11 protein-coding genes and 1 riboswitch are annotated in these 20636 nt (G+C 56.7%); of the genes, 2 read left to right on the top strand and 9 right to left on the bottom strand.

Going from position 1 to position 20636, the window contains the following annotated elements; genetic code table 11:
• Positions 1-191 precede the first annotated feature (191 nt).
• The gene (gene cysS, locus IQ254_RS11685; RefSeq protein ID WP_193966338.1) at positions 192-1721 is read right to left on the bottom strand and encodes a cysteine--tRNA ligase; all 1530 of its coding nucleotides are present in this window, start codon (positions 1719-1721) and stop codon (positions 192-194) included.
• 165 nt (positions 1722-1886) lie between these two features.
• On the opposite strand from cysS, the gene IQ254_RS11680 reads away from it, so the two are divergent.
• Complete coding sequence (locus IQ254_RS11680; protein WP_193966337.1) at positions 1887-2732, top strand: arylamine N-acetyltransferase; 846 nt, start codon at positions 1887-1889, stop codon at positions 2730-2732.
• Positions 2733-2807: 75 nt separating this feature from the next.
• Here IQ254_RS11680 and IQ254_RS11675 read toward each other — a convergent pair whose 3' ends face one another.
• Positions 2808-3725 (bottom strand): hypothetical protein, encoded by a 918-nt coding sequence (locus IQ254_RS11675; RefSeq protein WP_193966336.1) that lies wholly within the window; start codon positions 3723-3725, stop codon positions 2808-2810.
• A 206-nt stretch (positions 3726-3931) separates the two neighbouring features.
• Here IQ254_RS11675 and IQ254_RS11670 point away from each other — a divergent pair, with 206 nt between their 5' ends.
• Positions 3932-4423, top strand: coding sequence for a pentapeptide repeat-containing protein (locus IQ254_RS11670; protein ID WP_193966335.1), 492 nt, complete (start codon positions 3932-3934; stop codon positions 4421-4423).
• Between the two features lie 109 nt (positions 4424-4532).
• On the opposite strand, the gene IQ254_RS11665 is transcribed toward IQ254_RS11670, so the two are convergent.
• The 7 genes from IQ254_RS11665 to IQ254_RS11635 form a co-directional block, all read right to left on the bottom strand.
• A complete protein-coding gene (locus IQ254_RS11665; protein WP_313887429.1) occupies positions 4533-7784 on the bottom strand; it encodes a PAS domain S-box protein in 3252 nt (1083 codons plus the stop codon).
• A 491-nt stretch (positions 7785-8275) separates the two neighbouring features.
• Positions 8276-11521, bottom strand: a complete 3246-nt coding sequence (locus tag IQ254_RS11660; protein ID WP_193966333.1) for an alkaline phosphatase D family protein — start codon at positions 11519-11521, stop codon at positions 8276-8278.
• Between the two features lie 414 nt (positions 11522-11935).
• Positions 11936-16243, bottom strand: coding sequence for an esterase-like activity of phytase family protein (locus IQ254_RS33085; RefSeq protein ID WP_193966332.1), 4308 nt, complete (start codon positions 16241-16243; stop codon positions 11936-11938).
• A 637-nt stretch (positions 16244-16880) separates the two neighbouring features.
• Positions 16881-17336, bottom strand: coding sequence for a DUF4278 domain-containing protein (locus IQ254_RS11650; protein WP_193966331.1), 456 nt, complete (start codon positions 17334-17336; stop codon positions 16881-16883).
• 42 nt (positions 17337-17378) lie between these two features.
• Positions 17379-17455: riboswitch (Glutamine riboswitch) on the bottom strand.
• An 83-nt stretch (positions 17456-17538) separates the two neighbouring features.
• Positions 17539-18123: a 2'-5' RNA ligase family protein gene (locus IQ254_RS11645; RefSeq protein WP_193966330.1), complete on the bottom strand. Its 585-nt coding sequence runs from the start codon at positions 18121-18123 to the stop codon at positions 17539-17541.
• A 47-nt stretch (positions 18124-18170) separates the two neighbouring features.
• Entirely contained in the window at positions 18171-18767 is a 597-nt protein-coding gene (locus tag IQ254_RS11640; RefSeq protein ID WP_193966329.1) for a DUF2808 domain-containing protein, read from the bottom strand.
• Positions 18768-18891: 124 nt separating this feature from the next.
• Positions 18892-20343 (bottom strand): PP2C family protein-serine/threonine phosphatase, encoded by a 1452-nt coding sequence (locus IQ254_RS11635; RefSeq protein WP_193966328.1) that lies wholly within the window; start codon positions 20341-20343, stop codon positions 18892-18894.
• Positions 20344-20636: the final 293 nt, after the last annotated feature.

Here is a 20636-nt window from a genome sequence, read left to right as displayed (position 1 = left end):
GCTTTGCTTTTTGTAACGGTTGGACGTTCAGTATATCAGGTGGGTGCTGAGGCTGAAGTTGGCAATCGGTGATGGCTAACCGTTGGAGTAGAGCATAGGCCAGATGGATTTAACCAAACAGGCTAAAGTGCTTCGCGGCGGTCACGGCCAGTCAGCCATGAATGGCCCTATTTTTAGTTTAGATTGATGCTTTAGCGATGCCATTTTGTCACGCCCCCAGGCTTGTCGATCAGCGTAATGCCCGACGATTGCAGCAGATCGCGGATGCGATCGCCCTCCGCAAAATTCTTCGCTGCCCTGGCCTCGCACCGCTGGGTTACTAGCTCCTCGACTTCGTCATCTGACAGACCTTCTTGTGAGGAGTTGTTACGAGAAGAACCATCCTCAGAAGAACCAGGTTCGCTGATATCTGCTTCAAGTCCCAGAACCTTCGCCAGTTCAACTAGCGTTATCCATCGTTGCTGAAGTGCTAAAGGACTTTCATCAGGACTTCCTTCATGCATCCTTAAGTTGGCAGCACGATTCAAAGACTTCGCTAAATCCAAAATTACAGCAAGAGCAACGGGAGTATTAAAATCATCATCCATAGCCTTCTGGAAGGCTTCAACGGGCTCGGTCAACAGGTCTTGATCATTTTCAGGGGAACCCGCTGGAAATATTCCTGGAGTCCATTCTGAATAATTGCTGTCCCAGCCGTCTGCCTCACTGTAGTTTTGACGATAACCAAAGAGTAAGGCTCTTTGTAGTAATGTGACCCAAGTACCTTGAGCAGACAGCATTGCGCTTTCTGTAAAATCTACAGGCTTACGATAAGAAGCTTGTAATAGAAACAGCCGTACCGCCATCGGGTTAGGGGCGTTGGGTGCATCCAGCAGATCCCGAATGGTGGTGAAGTTGCCGAGGGATTTTGACATCTTCTCGCCGCCCACGTTCACCATGCCGTTGTGCATCCAGTATTTAGAGAGGGGATGGCCCGTAGCCGCCTCCGACTGGGCGATCTCGTTCTCGTGGTGGGGAAAGACCAGGTCGCTGCCGCCCATGTGGATATCGATGGTGTCGCCCAGACGCTCACGAATCATGGCCGAGCACTCGATATGCCAGCCCGGTCGGCCCGGCCCCCAGGGCGATTCCCAGAAGGGTTCGCCTTCCTTGGCACCTTTCCACAGGGCAAAGTCGAAGGGGTCGTGTTTGATCGACTCTTCTGCCGTCACCCGACCGCTGGCCCCGGCCTGCATGTCGTCTAGTTTGCGGCCCGAGAGCTTGCCGTAGCCGTCGAACTTACGCACGGCATAGTACACGTCGCCATTGGCGGGATAGGCGTAGCCCTTTTGCTCTAGCTCACTGATCAGCCGCTGAATGCCGTCTAGAGTTTTGGTGGCATAGGTGTACTCGTCGGCCTCCATAACGTTGAGCCGGGCGATATCCTCGAAATACGCCTGGGTGTAGTGCTCGGCCACGGTCTGCATCGAGGACTTCTCAGCCTTGGCCCGGTTGAGAATTTTGTCGTCGATATCGGTGAAATTTTGCACGTAGTGGACGGCGTAGCCCCGCCACATTAGATAGCGCCGCACCGTGTCCCAGGCCACGTAGCAGCGGGCGTGGCCCAGGTGCGAGTAGTCGTACACCGTGACGCCGCAGCAGTACATCTTCACCCGACCCGGCTCGAGGGTTTCGAGGGGTTCCTTGTGGCGAGTCAGGGTGTTGTAGAGAACGACGCTCATGGCAGGGGCGCAAAATGCCCATTATAAAGGGACGATAACAGAACGATTCAACACCGAAACTGCCCCTGGCGCAACGGCGATGCATTTGACCCATGGCGCTACCTGCCCTAGGGCGATGGCACTCTAGAGCGATTAAACTATAGAGCCCTGTTGCTAAAACTACCCATGCCCCAGGCTACTTCTCTGGCTGCTGACGACCTTGAGGCCTATTTTCAGCGCATTGGCTATGGGGGCAGTCGCGCTCCCACTCTCGCTACCCTACAAGGCATTCACCAGCGCCATCCCCAGGCGATCGCCTTCGAAAACCTGAGCTCGTTTTTGGGTCAGCCCGTCGATCTAGAGCTCCCCTCGCTGGTGCAAAAGCTAGTTTACGGGCAGCGGGGTGGCTACTGCTTTGAGCAAAACGGACTGCTGAAATCGGTGCTGACCACCCTGGGGTTTCAGGTTACGGGGTTAGGGGCGCGGGTGCTGTGGCAGCTGCCCCCCGACACTCTCACCCCCCGCAGCCACATGGTGCTGCTGGTGGATCTGGAGGGTGAACCCTACCTTGCGGACGTGGGCTTTGGGGGATTGACCCTGACCGCTCCGCTGCGGCTGATTCCCAACGTGGAGCAGGAGACTCCCCACGAGCCATTTCGCCTGATTCAGTCTGAGGGGTTCTGGGTGCTCCAGGCGCAGATCGCCCAGGACTGGAAACCGCTGTACCAGTTCGATTTGCAGCCGCAGTATGCCTGTGACTATGGGGTGAGCAACTGGCATGTGGCGACCCATCCTGCCTCTATTTTTGTGACGGGCCTGATGGTCGCTCGGGTAGACGGCGACTCTCAACTTGGCAGGCTTCGCCAACGCCGCTACGGCCTGCGAAATACCCAGCTTGCTACCCACTACATGACCGGGCAGACCGAAAAACGCCAGCTCACCTCGGTCAATGAATTGGAGGCGGTGCTAACCGATATTTTCCGGCTGAAGCTGCCCGAAAATAGTGATTTCACTCGCTTATTTGAGTCCTAGGGCATGGGTGAAAACCGGGTTTCTAAGAGCTTATACGCCAAAATGATGGTCTTTCAGGTTCAGAAACCCGGTTTTTTATTTCAGGGCTTCAGTCAGAGTTTTGACCACGGTGGTGCTTTTCCAGTAGCTGCCGTGGGCATCGCCGCCCCAGAGCAGCGGCAGCCGACCTACCGTAATCGGCAGTCCACGATGCTCGGTAATCACATCCCGCAGGTGCACATAGAGCTGGGCGTTGCCCATCAGCCGGGGCATTAGCCCTTGCAGGGGGTAGGCGATCGGGTCGCCGGGGTGCAGGTAGTTGTACCAGGGCAGCGATTTCAGGCCGCGCTGGTGGTAGAGGTTTTGCAAGAGCGATCGCATATCTTTGGTCAAGTCATGGGTGCTGTCGCCCGTCACCGAGAGCAGGCTAAACAAAGCAATTGGCGACCCCAGGGTATGCACACTGGAGATGGGAATCCCCTCCCCAGGCTGCTGGCCCAGGCCAAAAAACGCTTCTCGGAGCAGCTTGACGATCGCACGCGTCTGACGGGTGCGATTGTCGTCATCCAGCCTGGGGTCGTCCCAGCGGGTGGCAAACAGCAGGTCAAAAAAAATCACGGTGCCCAGGCTGTGGGTGACGATGTGGAGGCGATCGCCTGGCTGTGACCCTTGCAACACTGGCAGCAATTGCTGCTGAAACCGCTGCACGACCTGGGCCCCCACGTGACGACTCAGATATAGAGCCGCATCGCCAGCAAACTCAAGCACTTCTTGAGTGCGAAAGTCGGTCAGCCAGAGATTGCGCCACTGGGGTGAGGCCTCTAGGCCTTGTTTCAGATCGGCCTGGGGAGCCACATTTAGATCGCCCCAAAATACCACGATGGGTTTAATCGTGCGATCGCTGCGGCCAATTTGCCTCTGTACGGTTTGTAGCAATGCTTGAGTTGTGCGGGCAAAGTCGTCGAGCTGGCGGTGCTTGACTCCGTGGACAAACAAAACGTAGTCAGTGGCCATAGCGAATACTCCTCAACCCTGGGGGCAAATGGGTTCAACCTGAGATGCCTGCTCTAGGCGGCTCAGCAAGGCAAGACAGACATCCATAACTACAGCATTAATCAGCCGATTCCAGAATTTAGTAGCGACTGGCCCGACTAGATTTTGGTTTGGCCCAGGTCAACCTGTAGACTCAAACATGTAGGCAGTAAGCAAGTTTAGGAGCTATGGTTAGCCATTCTCGTCTGGGTCAGTTTGTTATTGCTGTGCTGGTTGCAGTCACCCTCTGCCTGGGCTGGGTGAGCTCTGCCCAGGCCACCAGCTACGATCGCCAAAACCTGAGAATGAGCGACTGGTCTAACCAAGACCTGCGCGGCAATGACTACACCCGTGCCGACATGGCCGACGCCGACATGAGCCATACCAACCTGCGCGGGGTGCGCCTGTTTGACACCACCCTGGCCCGCGCCAATATGGAAGGGGCCGATATGACCGGGGCCACCCTAGACGGGGCGCGCTTCTACCAGGCCAACCTCACTAACGCTATTCTCGAAGGGGCCTACGCCTTCGGTACTGATTTTCGCGAAGTCATCATCGACGGAGCCGATTTTACCGACGTGCTGCTCGACCCCAAAGTCAACAAAATGCTGTGCAGCGTGGCCACTGGCACCAATCCAGTAACGGGCCGCGATACGCGCGATACGCTCTATTGTCCCTAAAGGCCCTTGGCGAGGGCGCGAGGGGGCTGAAGAGGTAGCTTTAGCTTTGCTCAGCCAGACTGGGTTGCAACGGCCAGTGAAAGAATAGTCTTAGGTGTCTTTGGCTGGATCAGTCTAGATTATCAGCTGGATTCATGGTGCCGATGTTGTATCGGTTGCGACCGGCTAATTTGGCCTGGTACAAGGCAGCATCGGCAGCGGCCAGCAGCTCGCTGGCTAAGTTTTGCCCCGGCGGTATACAGGAGGCCACTCCACAACTGACGGTAATGTGGTTGGCCACGGGCGAAAAACCATGGGGTAACTGAGCCTTGGCAAAGCTGGCTTTAATTCTGGCGGCTACGGCGATCGCCCCCGTGAGCGCCGTTTTGGGCAACAGCACCACAAACTCTTCGCCGCCGTAGCGAGCCAGCACATCGCCAGGGCGCTGGATGTGGTCCTGGAGTAGCAGAGCTACCTGTTGCAAGCATCGATCTCCGGCTGGATGCCCGTAGTGATCGTTGTAGAGTTTGAAATGATCGACGTCGCACATAATCAGCGCCAGGGGGGTCTTGTTGCGTGCTGCTCTAGCCCACTCTTGGGCCAACAGCTGGTCAAAATGGCGACGGTTGGCCAGTTGGGTGAGGGCATCGGTAGTGGCAATGCGGTTCAGTTCTCCATTCGCCTGCTGGAGCTGCTGGGTCAACGCTTGCAGCTGTAGCTCTGTTTGCATTTGGGCATCGATATCTTGAAAGGCTCCAAACAGGCGCACGCAGTTCCCCTGCCTAAACTCTGCCTGCCCTAGCACCCTCACCCAGCGAAAATTGCCCTTAGCGGTAATAATTTTCAGTTTTTCATCCCAGGGTTGCCCAGTCTGACGGGCTTGAGTGACTGCGGCAATGATGCGATCGCGGTTGGCCCCCTCCGGATAAAAGTCAAGGGCGGTGGCCAGGGTAGGCTCAAAATCGGCCTCTACTTCATGGATTGCTCGCGTAACCGGCGTCCAGTGCAAGTTACTCTGCTGTAGATCCAGCTCCCAACCACCGACCCGAGCAACGCTATTGGTCTGCTCTAAAATCGATTTAGTGCGCCGCAGTTCCTCCTCCGTTTGCTTGCGGGTGGTGATGTCTCTCCCCTCTGGAATCAGCAGCACCACCTGACCATGCTCATCAAAAATAGGCCGCAGCGAAAAGTCGATGGTGATCACCTGCCGGTTGGCCCCCTGCCACATGACTTCGTAGCGAATAAACTCGCCCTGGGCGGCAGCGGCGATCGCCTGCTTGAGCTGCACCTGAATAGCCTCAGAGATCTGCCACCAGCTGGTCTCCCAGAAAGGGCGACCGACTACGTCTGAGCGCTCCAACCCAGCAAAGTTCAGCGCCGTTTGGTTGGCTTCGAGCAGGATGCCATCGGGGGTCAGCAGACCCATAAACTGATACATCTGGTTAAAGATGGCCTCAAAGCGCCGCTGACTTTCCTGTAGCGCCAGCTGCGCTGCGACCCGGTCGGTGATATCCCGCACCATGATCAGGGCTTCATGGGGGTTGATCGGCACAATACGAGCCTCTTCGTAGTGAATCTCCCCATTAATAACCAGCTGATTTTCGTAGATCTGCCGCTCGCCAGTATCTAGGGCCCGATGGGTAACGTGCACTCGCTGATCGGCCAAGTCCTGTGGCAGCATGTCGTAGATTGACCGAGGAAAGTGAATCTCAGCATCGGTATTGTGTGGGTAGAGGGTAATCTCTCCACCAGAGATAAAGTCGCAATAGAGGCCCTGCCGGTTGATGCGAATCAACAGGTCAGGAATAGCCTCCAGCATGGCCTGCTTGGTGGCCTCGCTCTCTTGTAGAGCGAGTTCTGTGCGCTTGCGCTCAGTCACGTCTTGGATATAGCCCAAAAACTGGCTGACGGCGCCATCTGGCCCATAGATCACCCGCGTAAAGCTATCGATCCAGCCGTACTCGCCGTTGGCGTGGCGCAGTCGATATTGCCGGGCAAAACAGGGGGCTTGCGCTGCGGTGGCAGCGGCTATCTCAGCCTGAACGCGCTCCACATCGTCAGGGTGCATCAGGTCGGCAAAGGCGACTTGTTCCTCTATCAAGGTCTTGGGAACATACCCCAGTTCGGTCTGCACGTTGGGCGAAATATACTCAATGGGCCAGCCAGCCGAGGCTCCCCAGCGGACAACTATGGTCGGGCCGTTGATGAACAGGCTCCGCTCTTCGGCCAGGGCCTGCTCGGTACGCTTGCGATCGCTGATGTCTTGCACAATGGCAATATCTGAAACGGCCTGGCCATCGGCATCCCACAAAATCGACAACACTATGTTGGTCCAGATCACGCGGCCATCTTTGTGGATATAGCGTTTTTCTAAACTGACCGATGTCGCTTCCTGGGCATAGAGTTTGGCGATGGCGGCTTCGGTCGCTTGGCATTCGTCAGGATGGGCAACATCTTGGTACCGAAGCTGCAAGAGCTCGGCTTCGCTATAGCCCAGCATGGCGCAGTAGGCCTGGTTTGCCTGCAAAAAGCGGCCATCTAACGCTGCCTGGTTAATCCCCAGCGCCGCCTGGTGAAAAATTGCCCGCAGCCGACTTTCACTCAGCCGCAGGGCTTCCTCGGTTTGCTTTTGCTCGGTGATGTCAATGGTGACCGTATAGAGCCGCACCGGGGCTCCCTCGGAGTTGTAAATTACCCGCGAGCGATCGCACACCCAGCGCAGCTCCCCATCGAGCCGAATGATGCGGTACTCGATCGCAAACTGCGCATGGGAGCCCACCTGTCTCCACCCTTGTTCTATCTTGGGGCGATCGGCAGGGTAGATCAGGCTCCGCCACAGTTCAGGTGAATCGAGAAAAGCCTCGGCCCGATAGCCAGAGAGACCCTCTACCGCAGCATTGACATACTGAATTGCCATCGTGGGCAACTCTACAGACCACACGACCCCGTCAATATTGTCGAGCATGCTGTCCAACATTGACGGGGTCGGATCGAGTTGGGGCTGGGCCAGCGGCTGCAATCGGGTATGGTTTTCCTGTAGCTGGTCATGCGCCTGCCTAAATTGGGTGACATCCCGCCAAATCGACAGATGAAAGTGAGGACAAAAATCGGGCGTAGTGACATATTCAACGACCCGGGCTTCTCCATGGCCCCCTCTCAGGGTCATTTCGCCTTGCAGCTGGTGCTGGGCCAGACCAACGTCCAGATCAGGAGGCCGTACACAGAAATCAGTGATGGTACGGCCTAGAATCTGATCGCGGGTAAGGTTTAGCAGTCGGCAAGCGGCAGGGTTAGCCTCAACGTACTGGCCCCGATCGTCGGCAATCACCATGGCGTCTAGAGCCAGATTAAACAAGCTTGAACCCTGGGAATCTAGCGGCACTGCATTCTCCAGACCAGAGGATGGTAAGGAACCTAGGTGCACGGGTGATCTCTCAAGATTTGAAGACACAGCGAAAAGTTGGCTGTAAAACGATAACAGGGACGCGTAACCGGAACCCCAAACACCCTTAGGTCAACTGTTTTCATTCCCTCAGGGCAATCACCAAAATGTTCCCCGCACGGGGAACATAGGTATAAAGCTGGCCGCAGGTCGTTCAGCGTCAACCTATACTGAAATCAACCCCGAGTCTATTACACGATGCTTAACTAGCCTTACGTAGCTATTTTTCCCAATCTTACCAACCTTATAGAGTAATTTATTGGCGGCCAGCGGCCCCCTTGAATCTGCCAGCACCGCCTGCTGTTTTTCCCGACCCTAAACAACATTAATCCCGTGCGCCGAGACTCGACACAACGGTGCGCTAAGGGGTTTAAAAAAGCCCTCGTCCTCATTGTGCAGACAAGGGCTAGATAAATGAACGGTTAGATAGTTTAGGCGACCCCAGACTCAACCGAATTAATCGTAACAATTAAATCGTTGAAGTCGTTGTCGGTTAGGTCTTCAAAACTCCAGACATTATTACTGCGCTGAATGCGCGATTGACCAAGGGTCGCCAGATTGTCGATGTCACCATCGATCAGGAGCACTGGCGCGTAGTATGCCCCGCCAGCCAGCGTCAGGGTGCGATCGGCAGAAGCTCCGTTTTTGACAGCCAACTCAGCTTCGACCAGATTGGCCAATACCGCTGCGTCGTAACCGTTATCACCCACCATCAGGCCATCCACACTGCCCTGGGCATCGGTCTGGTAGAACTTGAGCACGTTGTTGAACCTGGCCTCGCGGGTCACCGTGACATTAACTGCAACATTGCTATCTAGGCCGGTGAGGTCAATTAGCTCTGCCCTGGGGGCAGGGGCCACCTCGGTTGGCAATACCTCAAACTGGCTGACGATCGCAGGTGTTCGGCCCAAAATCGCCTCAGGGTCGGCCAGTAGCTCGACCTCGGTGTAGGGCTCAATGCCGTAGGTGGTGACGGTGAGGGCCTGGGTTTCGGAGTCAATGTCAAACTGAGTCCAGCCGTAGGTGTGGGCCGCCACGTAATCGCCCTGAAGCAGATTGGCCTCGATGTCAAAGGAGCCGATCACTCCCTGATCTGCGGTCAGGTTCGTGTTCAAGCCAATGGGGTCGTAGCCGCCGGGACCGATCGCGAGACTCTCGAAGGCAAACTTGAGGAAGTCGTCTTTATCGTTGAGAACGTCGTCGGTATCCGGTGCGATCGGCAGCGAATCGTAAACCGCCCTCTGCTCAGGGGCCAGCAGCCCGGTCGCTGTGGCGACATCAATCACGGTGGGGCCAAAGGGGGCGTCAAAGGCGACGGAGCCGGTGGTGATTTCCCACACGTCGGTAGCGATGCGGGGGCCACCCACTTCCTCAGTATAGGTAAGGTTGTTGACGAAGGTGCCGTGGATATCGGCGGCGATAAATACGACGTTGTCGATGCCGTTTTCTTCGATGAACTTGAGGATTTCGGTGCGCTCTCGGGCATAGCCCTCAAAGGCATCGACGTTGTAAATGCCCAGCTCCTGAATCGGCTCGGGCACCATGACAAACTTCCAGGTGATGCCGTTGTCCTGAGCCAAGAGCAGGTCGGCCTTTAGATCTTCCAGCTGGGGCGCGCCGAGAAACGGCCGATCTAGCGTGGCCGACTCGGTCAAAAAGCGGCCAATATCGACGGGGTTGGTGGTATCTGGAGCTACCAGCGGCGCGTCGCGGAAGGAGCGAGTATCAAGTACAAAGGTGGCCGCATCGGAGCCGAAGGTGCTAGCGCGGTAGAGCTTGCGCTCGTTGGCGGTGCGATCGTCCCCGGTTTCGCCGTAGAACTCGTCCCGAATCGGATTGTACTCCTGGAAGGCTTGCAGGCCATTTTCAAACAGACTGCTGTCGTTCACCAGGGCGTTAGGGTCATCGCCGGGAAAAGCCTCCAGCAGGCGCGGATCTGAGCCAGTCAATTCACCGCCAGAGAAATCATTGATGACTTCGTGGTCATCAATGGTGGCGTAGATGGCAGTGGCAGCCCGTAGGTCAGCCCAGGTGTTGCTGCCAAAGCGATCGCTGTAGACCTCCGAGTGCTTAGCCCGATAGTCTTCCAGGGTAGTGGCCTGGGGCTGGGGTACCGCTGGGGACGGAAAATCAGCGTAGATGGTATCGCCATGCTCAACGAAAAAAGCCAGGTCTTGCCTATCGGCGTTGCTGATAGCGGGGTAGGGCGATAGCTCGCCGCGCCAGTCACCCGAAACGCCAAACCGCAGTCCGGTTTGCTCACCCAGCGCCGCCGCCGTTTCAAACTGGCCTGTCTTGGTGGTTCCGGCGGCATCGGTAACGCGGTAGTAGTAGTCGGTGCCCGCCTCCAGACTATCCACCTCGACTTTGACCGGAACGATGCCGTCGGTCACGGAAATCGTCACGCTGCCAGCCAGGTTCGAGAAATCGGCCTCAGTAGAGTATTCAAAGGTCACGCCGCCAGCTACCGTGCTGCGAGCCCAGAGCACCACCGAGTCCTGGGTCACGTCGCCGCTGGCGACGCCGTTGGGCAGGGTGTCTTCGACATCCACATACACCAGGCGGTGGTCCGAGGTAGGAAACTCCGCCAGGGGGAAAAGCGGAGCGTCGCTGGGCTGCCAAAAGACCTGGGCTTCGGTAATGCCTAGGTTTTGAGACGGCAGAACGTAATCTACGCGCAGGTTTCCGGGCGTAGTATCGGTGGTGGGATCTGCGGGATCGAAGCCAAAATCAGCCGTGTCAAAGGCGGGGTCACCAACGTGGCTGCCGTTCACACCTCCCTGGCGGATGGCCGCATCAGGTCCACCAGCGCTGCTTGGGGTTATCGACGTGTTGATTAACGGATTGTCGAGGAGCTGCTGCGCTGCCCCCGAAATACTGTCGCCGTCGAAGGGGTCAGAGTTTTGGTCGCCCATGATGACAAACTTGGCTCCGGCTGTTAACCCACCGAAATTACCGCTGTCGTCGTAGATGTAGTCTTCACCGCTAACGTAGTCAGACCAGAAGCGGATTTCGTCGAAGTTGCGGCGACCATTGCGGTCTTCGGGGCCGTCAAATACGGGCGGCGTGGGGTGGCTGGCCAGCACGTGAATGATTTCGCCACCGACCTCAATCGGTAGATCGACGTGGTTTTTAGAGGACAGGCGCACCGCGGCCAGCTCTTCGGTTGTGAACCAGCTAGCGGTGTCGCCGTTACCGTCGGCATCTTCTGGATCGGCGGGCAGCAGCGCGCCGGGCATGTCGGCCCAGCGAAACTCCTGAAAGGTGCGGATTTGGTCTTCGACGATGGGGTACTTGGAGTAAATCACGAAGGCAAATTGCCCTGGGAAGAAGCCAAAGCCGTAGGCGTCGTCGGGGCCGCCTACGGTGCCGTCGTTGTTGAGGTCGAGGCCAGAGGGCACACCTGTGTTAGAAGGAGCCGCATAGACGTAGGGGTAATCAACTGGGTCAACGCCGTTTTGGGATACCGACAGGTAGTTTTCCTGGAAGAGCGCGGCGGCGTCTCCAGCGGCGTCAAAGTCGAACTCGTTGACTAAAATGACATCGGGGCTGGTGCGTTGGATAATCTCTGCGATCGCCTGGGCTTGAGCACTGTCTGGTGTCGATAGGTCAGTGATCAGCCCCCCTTCGGTGGCGCGGTTGAGGGAGGCATTGAAGGTAGCAAAACGAATAGCCATAGGTTCTAGTTCTGGGGGACTTCAACCAAGCGTTAAGACCTGACCAGGCAGCAGAATTTCAGCACAGCAACGCCAAGGATAATGCTCAAAGCTCTGTCCTAAAGGACGATCGCACCCTGTCTGATCTATCTGTCTCAATGCGATCGCTTCCGTAATTCTTCTAAATCCGGAGATGCACTGATCACACCAATGCTGAGAATATCCCTGACAGATCAAGAGCAGTTTATGGATACTTTAATCTTGGCTTCCCAAGTTTCTACAGATGACGGCTGGCTTGTCTGCTAAGCCTTTAGCCACAGACCATCGAGGGCTCGAGCAAGATTCATCCCCGCTTCTAAACTCCAAAAAGCCCCCGCTTTCAGCTGAAAGCGGAGGCTTAAGCACTGAACGCTAAGCCATCACGGCCAGCTATAACTAGGCCGCCCCAGGCTCAGCCGAGTTGAGCGTCACAACCAGGTCGTCGAAGTCGTTGTCAACCAGGTCTTCAAAGCTCCAAACGTTGCCGCTGCGCTGAATCCGAGACTCTCCGCTGGTGGCCAGGTTGTTGGTGTTGCCATCCACTAACAGCACGGGGGCGTAGTAAGCGCCACCCGGCAGGGTAAAGTTGACGTCGGTTGTTACCAAATCATCGACAAACAGCTCAACATCGAGCAGGTTGGCGGCAACGGCAGCCCCATAGCCTGCATCTCCAACCATCAGGCCATCCACACGCCCCTGGGCATCGGTTTCGTAGAACCTCAGCACGTTATCGAAGGCCGCTTCGCGGGTCACGGTAACATCAATGGCGACATCGCCGTCGATACCCGTCAGGTCAATAAGCTCCGCAGTAGTGTCCCCAGACAATCCGGCGACACCCAAACGAGCATCCAGGTTCAGGGGTTTGTTCAGCGTGATCTCGATAATCTCGTTGTTGTCGATATCTGGCCCCCGCCCCACGGAGAAGGGGTAGTTGTTGTCGTTGGCGACCAGAATGGTGTTGGCATCGAGCACCAGCACATCTTCGATGGTGACAAAGGGGAAATCAAAGGTGGTTGAACCATCGCCATTGAGGTCATTGGGGTCGTTGATGGCCAGCAAGTCAACGACTTCTTCTTTACCGACAAAACCATTGCTGTCGATATCCGAGAGATCAACCTTGAAGATCTGCTTGAACTGAGCCCCTTCACCCTGACCACCATCGCGTTCGATGACCAGGAATTCGTCATCGTTGATGGGGGTAAAGTCACCAATCGCGTGGTTGGCTGCTTCCATTTGATATAGACCAACCAACCCTTCGAATGAAGAGCCAGCGACATCAAACTCATAGATGCGGAGGGAACCCCGGGGATCACCAACTACTGTGCCTTCCAGCATGGGATAGAGAGTGGCGCGATCGGGGCTAAAGGCCATACCCTCAAAGCCCCTGGAGCCACCCAGGTTGGCCACGGCTGTCCCGGCGAGAACGGCGGGGTTTTGGGGCGATCGCACCTCGTCAGCCACCACCTGATCCCGCACGGCATCCCCAGTCCCCGGGAAGTCGGTGAAGAACCCATCCGCTCCAATCGAGATCAGCTGAGCCAGCTCCGACTCAGGGGTTTGGGGCGTACCGTCGGCATTCAGCGTCAGGAAGTTCTCCTCGTTGCGGTGGGTGTAGGGATGCACCTGTAACCCGGCGGCGTGGGCATCGTCGATGAACGAGGTCACTTCCCCGGTCAGCTGCGTTGTAATTTGAGCGATGCCGTCCCCATTGCCGTCCACCGGGGTGTCCAGCCCTTCCCGCAGCAGAATGTTGTTCTTCCAGGGGCCAGCGCCTTCGGCGTAGATGTCGCGCATCACTTGCAGCATGGCGGCACTGTCCAAATCGGCGTACACCGTGTCTGCTGATAGGGGATTTTCCGCTGCATCCAAAAACGCCTGCCCGTAGATAGCCGCCAAATCGTTGCCCTGGGCCACGTTATAGCGAATGTCGTAGGGAAAGGAGAAGGCATTCGCCGGCTCAGCCGCTTCGGTCGTGTCACCGTAGAGCTGCACCAGGGGAATGTCGCCGATACCTTCGGCATCCAGTCGGGCCTGAATTTCAATCAGGTTTTGCACCTCAAAGGACTGAATAAAGATGCGGCTGGGGTCGGTGAAACCTTCGGCCATCAGCGTATCCACCAGAATCTGGCTGGTATCGAGATTGATGGGCGTGCCGTCCAGGAAAGTACCCTCCTTAGCCAGGAAGGTGGGGTGCTTGGTCTCGGGGTAGATGCCAATTACCCGGCCGGTTTCGGCTTCAACGGTTTTCACCAGGTCGATCACTTCGGCCAGGGTAGGAATTTCAAACTGACCGTCAAAGGCCGTGTTGTCGGGGCGCACGGCAGGAATGCGCTCTTTGGCGCGCAAAGTTTTTAGCTCGGCCAGGGTAAAGTCTTCCACAAACCAGCCGGTGAACTCGGTGCCGTCAATGATTTTGGTGGTCTGGCGATCGGCAAACTCGGGGCGATCGGCCACGTCGCTGGTACCCGAGATTTCGTTCTCGTGGCGAGCCACCAGTACGCCGTCTTTAGTCACCACCAGATCAGGCTCGATGAAATCTGCCCCCTGCTCGATCGCTAGTTCGTAGGCCGCCAGGGTGTGCTCAGGGCGAAGGCCGCTGGCTCCCCGGTGGCCAATGACTAAGGGATCCTGTCCATTCAGCGTATTGAGGGTGTTGACGTTAGGAGTAGCAATGGGCGCATCCAGCAGCACGCCGTTGGCGTCAAAGTGCAGCAGGTAAGGGCCAAACTCTTCCCCGATCCAAATCTCGCCGTTGCCATCGATCACGAAAGATTCAATGTCAAAGTCGGCTCCGGTCAGCCGCCGCTCAGCGGTGCCCTCATTCACGATGTCAAAGGGAATCAGGTTGTTGGGGTCACTGAGCTGCACAAAGCCCTGCACCTCAACGCTGGCATCTCCACCCTCAGACCCGGCCAGGCTGGGGTCAACCTGATAAATGCGCAGCAGATAGTCGGCACTGTTGCTCTGAGCCCCAAAGCCATTGTCAGACAAAAACCAGAAGGTTGAACCATCACCGCCGGGGGCAAACTGTACGCCGCTAAAGCCCTGCACCGGTTGCCCCTGGAAGGGGCCGCTGCGACCGTTGCCGGAAATCGGAGCGCCTGTGCCATCATCGCCGCCAGCATTGGGGCCTTCGGCAAAGGTATCGGCAGGAAGGGCCGCAAAGCCGGTGAGTTCAGCCGGATCTGACAGAAAGGCAATTTGCCCACCCTGCACCAGATCGGCCGCGTCGATAATGCCGTCCCGCAGGCTGTGGGCCTGCACGTTAAACAAAAACAGCTCACCGGGGTCTTCCCCGAACAGGGTTGAGACATCAATAATGCCGGAGGATTCCCAGTTACCGATATCGCCGATCGCGCCATCGGTCTGACCGTCGGGCACACCCGTGGTGCGGTTAATCTGGGCAACTCGGGTCAGTTCACCCGAGTCGGGGGCGAGCTTCCAAATCGAGGCCTCTTCACCCGATGCAACCCCAAAGGGATCGACCTCGGTAGAGCGGTCTTCCTGAATGTAAATGTTGCCGTCTGGCGACCAGTCGAGGTTGTCGGGGCTGCGCAGGCCAAAGTCTGGTCCTGCAAACTGGCCGCTGCCTGCATCGTCGCCATCGTAGAGAATGTCAAGTTGGGCCGTCAGCGGGTCACCAGACTCGTTGAAGTCTACATCGATCTTGTAGGTCGTGCCCCAGTTATCCTCAGGGAAGCGCGCGCCTCGCCCAGTCGAAGCCAGCACGACCTGGGTACCGTCTGCGGGGTTGGTAGCGACATCTTCAGGCCGAGAAAACTGAAACGCTCCAGCCACCTCAAAGGCGAGAGAGTCTTGCTGGGCCTGGGTAGCAAAACCCTGGGAATCGTACCCAGTAGAGCCGTCTTCGCTGGCGAGATCAGGGCGATAGTAGTCTAGCTCTACCCAGGTGCCCGCTTGACTATTGCCGGTGCCGTTAAAGCCCGTTGGGTCCGGGGCAGTATCCTCGTCATCAGGAGAATCTACGCCGCTGTCGGGTACCCAAGCGTAGAGCTTGCCCTGGGCCAAGCCGTTGCGGTCCAAAAAGCTGTCGTCGCCCACGGCGTTCTTTTCGCCCACGTAGAGCAGCAGGGGGGCAGCTTCGCGATCGTCGCCAATCAGCAGCGCTACCCGATCGGTGGTGCCAGCGTCGAGTTCGGTCACGCTTTCCCAGGCGGCACGACCCATCCACGGCACAGCCCAGAGCTGGCCAGTCGCTACATCCAGGGCAAACTCAGTACCACCATTAGTCTCTTCGCCAGTAAAGAAGATGGCATCGGCCAAGCCGTTGCCGTCGCCAAACTGGTTGGCCTCAATCAGCTGAGCTGAGCACAGCCGGTTTATGCCTTCAAACTCTAGATCCGTAGCCTCGTCTACGACTTCGCCAGCGCGATTGTAGATGGTGTCGTAAGCGGCTCCGGCATCCACCACGGTGCGGGTGGCTTTATCGATGTCGAAGTAGCTGACCCGCGCACCCGTCAGCTCAGCACCACTGGCCAAAGTGTAAGCGTAGCCAGCAGTATTACTCAACTCGTGGTTAACAAATAGCCGAACTGTATTCTCATCTAGCGCCAGGGCTCCCATGCCATCGGGAATGCCGGGGGGGAGATAGCCGTTAATTTCATCGCCAATGGTGACCAGAGGATCAACCGTGTAGCCATTCAGCCCGCTTACCTGGGCGGGCTGTGTCGTATCAAAAGCCATGGGCTAAGGTTCTCCTAATTAATCATTTCAACACTCTGCAAACAGGCATGAAAATCCCCCGCAAAGCCCTCTTAGCTCAGCAGTCGAATTCTTCCCGAATTGCCACAGGAATAATCCCACAAAAGATTGAGAGTGGAAATTAAGCCTAAGGACTTATTTCGTTAAAGAAAATCAGCTTATTGTTAATCTTTGAGCCCTGAGCTCTAGCGCAAAAGATGCGTGTTTACCGGCGCATGGATCTGCCTGAAACATGAATTTTTGAGCATTCAAAGCTGAATCGAACTACCTTTTTAACGCGATAATTAGTCAATAGTGATTTAAGAAGAAGTTAAGTCGTGCTATTTTTTAGCGCAGTTTTAACCCGAATACAAGAAATCGTTAATTCTGCGTAAGTACTCCAGAACCTGATCTATAGATTCTTTTAAGCTTCTAAGCTGTTAAGAATCAATCAATAGCGGCTAGTGGTCGCCGTGAGTGCAACCCTGAATAGTAATGTTGACAGACATCTTTCTAGCAAGAATTTTCTCTCAGAAAGTTGGCACTGGTGGCTAACCTATTGTGGTCTGTGTGATTGACATAAAAACGCCCCTGTTAGAGCGATTCCAACAGGGGCGTTTTTGGCTATTGACTCAAGCACTTAGCTAGCCGCAGCACCGCCACGGCTGTAGGTGGCCCAAAAGCTGGGGTGTACCTTGCCCTGAATGTGGTTCCAGTACTGAGCGGCTTCGGCGGGTAGACCGGCTTCGGCGGCTAGACGGGCTAACATCGATTGCTGACGCTGCTTCACCAAGCGATGACGGTTCATCATACTCATGCGAGCTTTGTCTTCGGTGTTGAGGGCAGTCGCCACGGCAGGGGCTGCAGCGGGAGCAGCCACAACCACGGGCTCAAGCGCAAGTGCCGCCTCGGGGGTGCCGGTTTGATAGGCCACACCACGATAGACCAAGTCTAGGGTGGCTTGCTGAACCGGTGCTTTTTGAATGGTGCGGAACCGAATGTCTACGCCACGGAACTTGCCAACATCATCGGTTGTGTTGGTTTGCACAACGGGGGGATTGTAGTCGTAGCTAACGCCGCGATAGGTGAGTTTCATAATGTCGCCTCCAAACGATCAAGGGGTTGATCAGAACATTGGGGCGCGTTCCTTCGGGGGGTGGTTAACCCCTACTTCCGTCTCACTCTAACCTGACCAGAAAGAGAGAGATGAACGAATTTCTGATTACTTCTGTATATTAGGCTACGGAACACTGTTTTGTCAAGACAATCTATTTTTTGTAACCATTGCTACAGAAATTTTAGGTTTTATCTCTACTAGTTCTCGTGCGTAGCGGAAAATGAGCGGAAATCTGCCAGTTTTGGTCGTTGTGGCGGAGCAGTGTCAGGGATTGGACGACAAAATCGGCGGCAAAGGGGCGATCTTTGAATTCGGCCCAGGCCCGATGAAAGGCGGCAGTCGACAGATCGCGAAAGCCGACGGTGACGTGGGGAATAAACGGACGGCTTTTGGCGACGCGATCGCATAGGCCACAGGTCGCCTCTAGATTTGCCAGCAACGCTGGCTGAATTGCCATCAGCTCATCGGTTTTCACCACGTTGATATATAAAACCCGAGGGGCAAAAGCGCTAAACCCTGCCAGCCGAATGGGCACAGTGCTTTGGGCTTGGGCAAAATTTGCCAGATGGTGTTCCAGCTCATCGACCCACTCAATCGGCCACTGAAAAGGCGACTGGATCGTGATGTGAGGCGGCGACTTGAGGGCGGCTTTGCTGCCAAACCGCCGCCCAATGTCCTGTTTGATCAGGGTAATTTCATCCTGCAAAAGCTGGGGTGGCAGCAGGGCCACAAAGAAGGCCGCAGATGTTGAGTCACCGAGAGTCATAGGGCATTAGCCTGGCGTCATCGGCCCCTCCATCCACCCATCTACCCCTAAGGCCACCGATTGCCATCCCGCTCATAGAAGCTCAGCCGGGCGTAGCCCATAAAGGTCGATGCCACCGAGTCGCCCACCGGGTAGGCCGTTGCCCCCAACAGGTAGACACCGCCAAAACGCGGGTTGCGCACAGGCCGCAGGGCCAGGGTAATTGGCATCCCCGGCTGAGCAGGCGGGTCAAAGGTAACGGTGAGTTCACGGGTGTCGCGGTCTTGACTCAGCTCGCCCAGGGGGAGCGGCACCCGCCCGGCAGGAGTATCGGTAAACGCTTCAATGGCCTCTAGCCGATAGCGAAACAAAGGGTCGTAGCCTTCGTTGAGCCGCACTACCACGCGATCGAGGGGTTCTTCAGCAGCTTCTGGAAAGTCGAAGGTGAGATAGTAGGTGGCGCTGCTGTCGCCGACCTGGTTGCGGGTGGTGTAGCTGTCGGTAAGGCGCGGCGGGTAGGAGAAGCCTACGGTGCCGTCGCCATACTCAATAGCGGCGGTGGATGCAGGGCCAACCAATTCTGAGGTCAAGCCCAGGGCAAGGGCGCTGATGCCTGCGATCGCAGCCCCCCGGCCCAGAGGTCGCCAAAATTGAATCGTTAACATGGCTGAACGGTGGCAATGAACGGTAGTGATCAACTGGAAGACGGTCAGAGCCCCAACCTGGGCTCCTGAGCCTCCAGGGCAGACTGCCCCCTCAAGTCTAGCGCTGTCAATCGGCAGCGTTGGCCTAATTGTCAAATAGGTTGAGCTGTAGCTCGGGCTTCACCCGCATCACCACCAGGGTCATGTCGTCGTCGTTGCTGCGATCGCCGCCAATAAAGCGGTCAATCAGGCCAAAGGTGTAGTCTAAGATTTCCTCCGCCGACGTGCAGTTACGGCAGGCCCATTGCAGGGCGCGCTCCAGGTTTTCTTCGTCAAAGCGATCGCCCCGAGGATTCGCCGCCTCAGTAAAGCCATCGGTGTAAAACACCACCGTGTCACCGGGCTGGAGCCGCACCTCGGCCTCGCAGTACTGGGTGGTCATATCTAGCCCTAGCAGCATGCCGGGGGTATCGAGGCGCGTCATCGTGTTGGTCGCCGCCTGCCACAGAAACGGTGGGTTGTGGGCCGCGTTGCCGTAGGCCAGGCGCCGTGTCTTGGGGTTGTACTCGGCATAAAACAGCGTCACAAAGCGATTCGAGCTTTCGAGATCGCTGTGCATGACAAAGTTGAGGTCTTGCAAAATGCGCGCTGGCGAGTGTCCGTTGAGCACCTCTGCCCGCAGCATGCCTCGCATCATGGTCATGATCAGCCCGGCGGGCACACCCTTGCCCATGACATCGCCAATGGCAAAGCTCCAGGGGGCGGCGGCGGTCTGCTGGGAGCCCGTCTGGCGCAGCTGCTCAAAGGTGGTTGGAATAAAGTCATAGTAGTCGCCCCCAACCCGGTGGGCGGTCTGGCACTTGGCGGCCAAATCCATACCTTTGATCGCGGGGCATTCGCGGGGCAGCAGTTGCAGCTGAATCTCGGCGCCGATCTCTAGCTCGCGATCGAGGCGCTCTTTTTTGCGCAAGGCCGAGGTGAGTTCGTTGTTTTCGATCGCCACCGAGGTCTGGTCAGCCACCAGCCGCACCAGCTTTTGGCGGGTCTCGGTCCAGGCATAGTCGGGGTCGCGGCCAAATACGTACAGCCGCCCGCGCTCGACATTCTGAACGATGATAGCGGTACCAAAAAGCTGAAACTCGTCCCCCAGGTAACGGTTGACCTGGCGATCGAGGGCCAGCATCGCGTTGCGCGCCATTGACATCATGCTGCTCTCGGGGGCCGCCTCAAAGCTAGCCGTCACCTGACGCGTAGCCGCCTCCAGCGCCGATCGCACGTCCTGACATTGATCTTCGCTCTGGCAGTGCAGTCGCTCTAGGCGTACCTGACCATCGGCACGAAACAATACCAGAGCACCGCCGCTGGCGTCGGTGACCCGGCTGGCAATCATCGGAATCAGCTCTAGAAACTGGTTCAGATTGTTGAGGCTGCGCAGGGCAAAGCCCAACGAGCTGAGTAAATCTTGAATTTTGTACTGCTCGCGCTGCAGCCGGGCCACCAGTTCCTTGAGGGCAAACACGGGTGGCGTATCGGGTAGAGCACCGCTGGCGTTCTCAAAGGAGGGAGATGACCCGGATGGCATGTTGAAAGCTGTCATGGACGACCTGGGCGAAATGCTCTCGTAAAACTCAGCAGACGGAATGACCAACTAAATATAGGGGCAAAGGGAAAAAATGGCGCACATCTTTCGATAATTGGGCCAAAACCCCATATTTTTGGCAGTATGCAGCGTTTTTTTGCACAGGTTCCCTTGGCCGTAGCAGCAGGGGATAGCCCATAGTAACGCACAAATTGAAGGCCAAGAATAGCATTCCCTAAAGGAGTTAACCTTTGGCTGGCAGGGGAGGACATTGGGTGGATGGGCGGGGAGCCGGGGAGAGAGGGGAAAGT

Origin of the sequence: Nodosilinea sp. LEGE 07088, from assembly GCF_015207395.1 — a bacterium.
Taxonomy (GTDB): Bacteria; Cyanobacteriota; Cyanobacteriia; order Phormidesmidales; family Phormidesmidaceae; genus Nodosilinea.
This window is presented reverse-complemented; position numbering and strand designations above follow the sequence as displayed.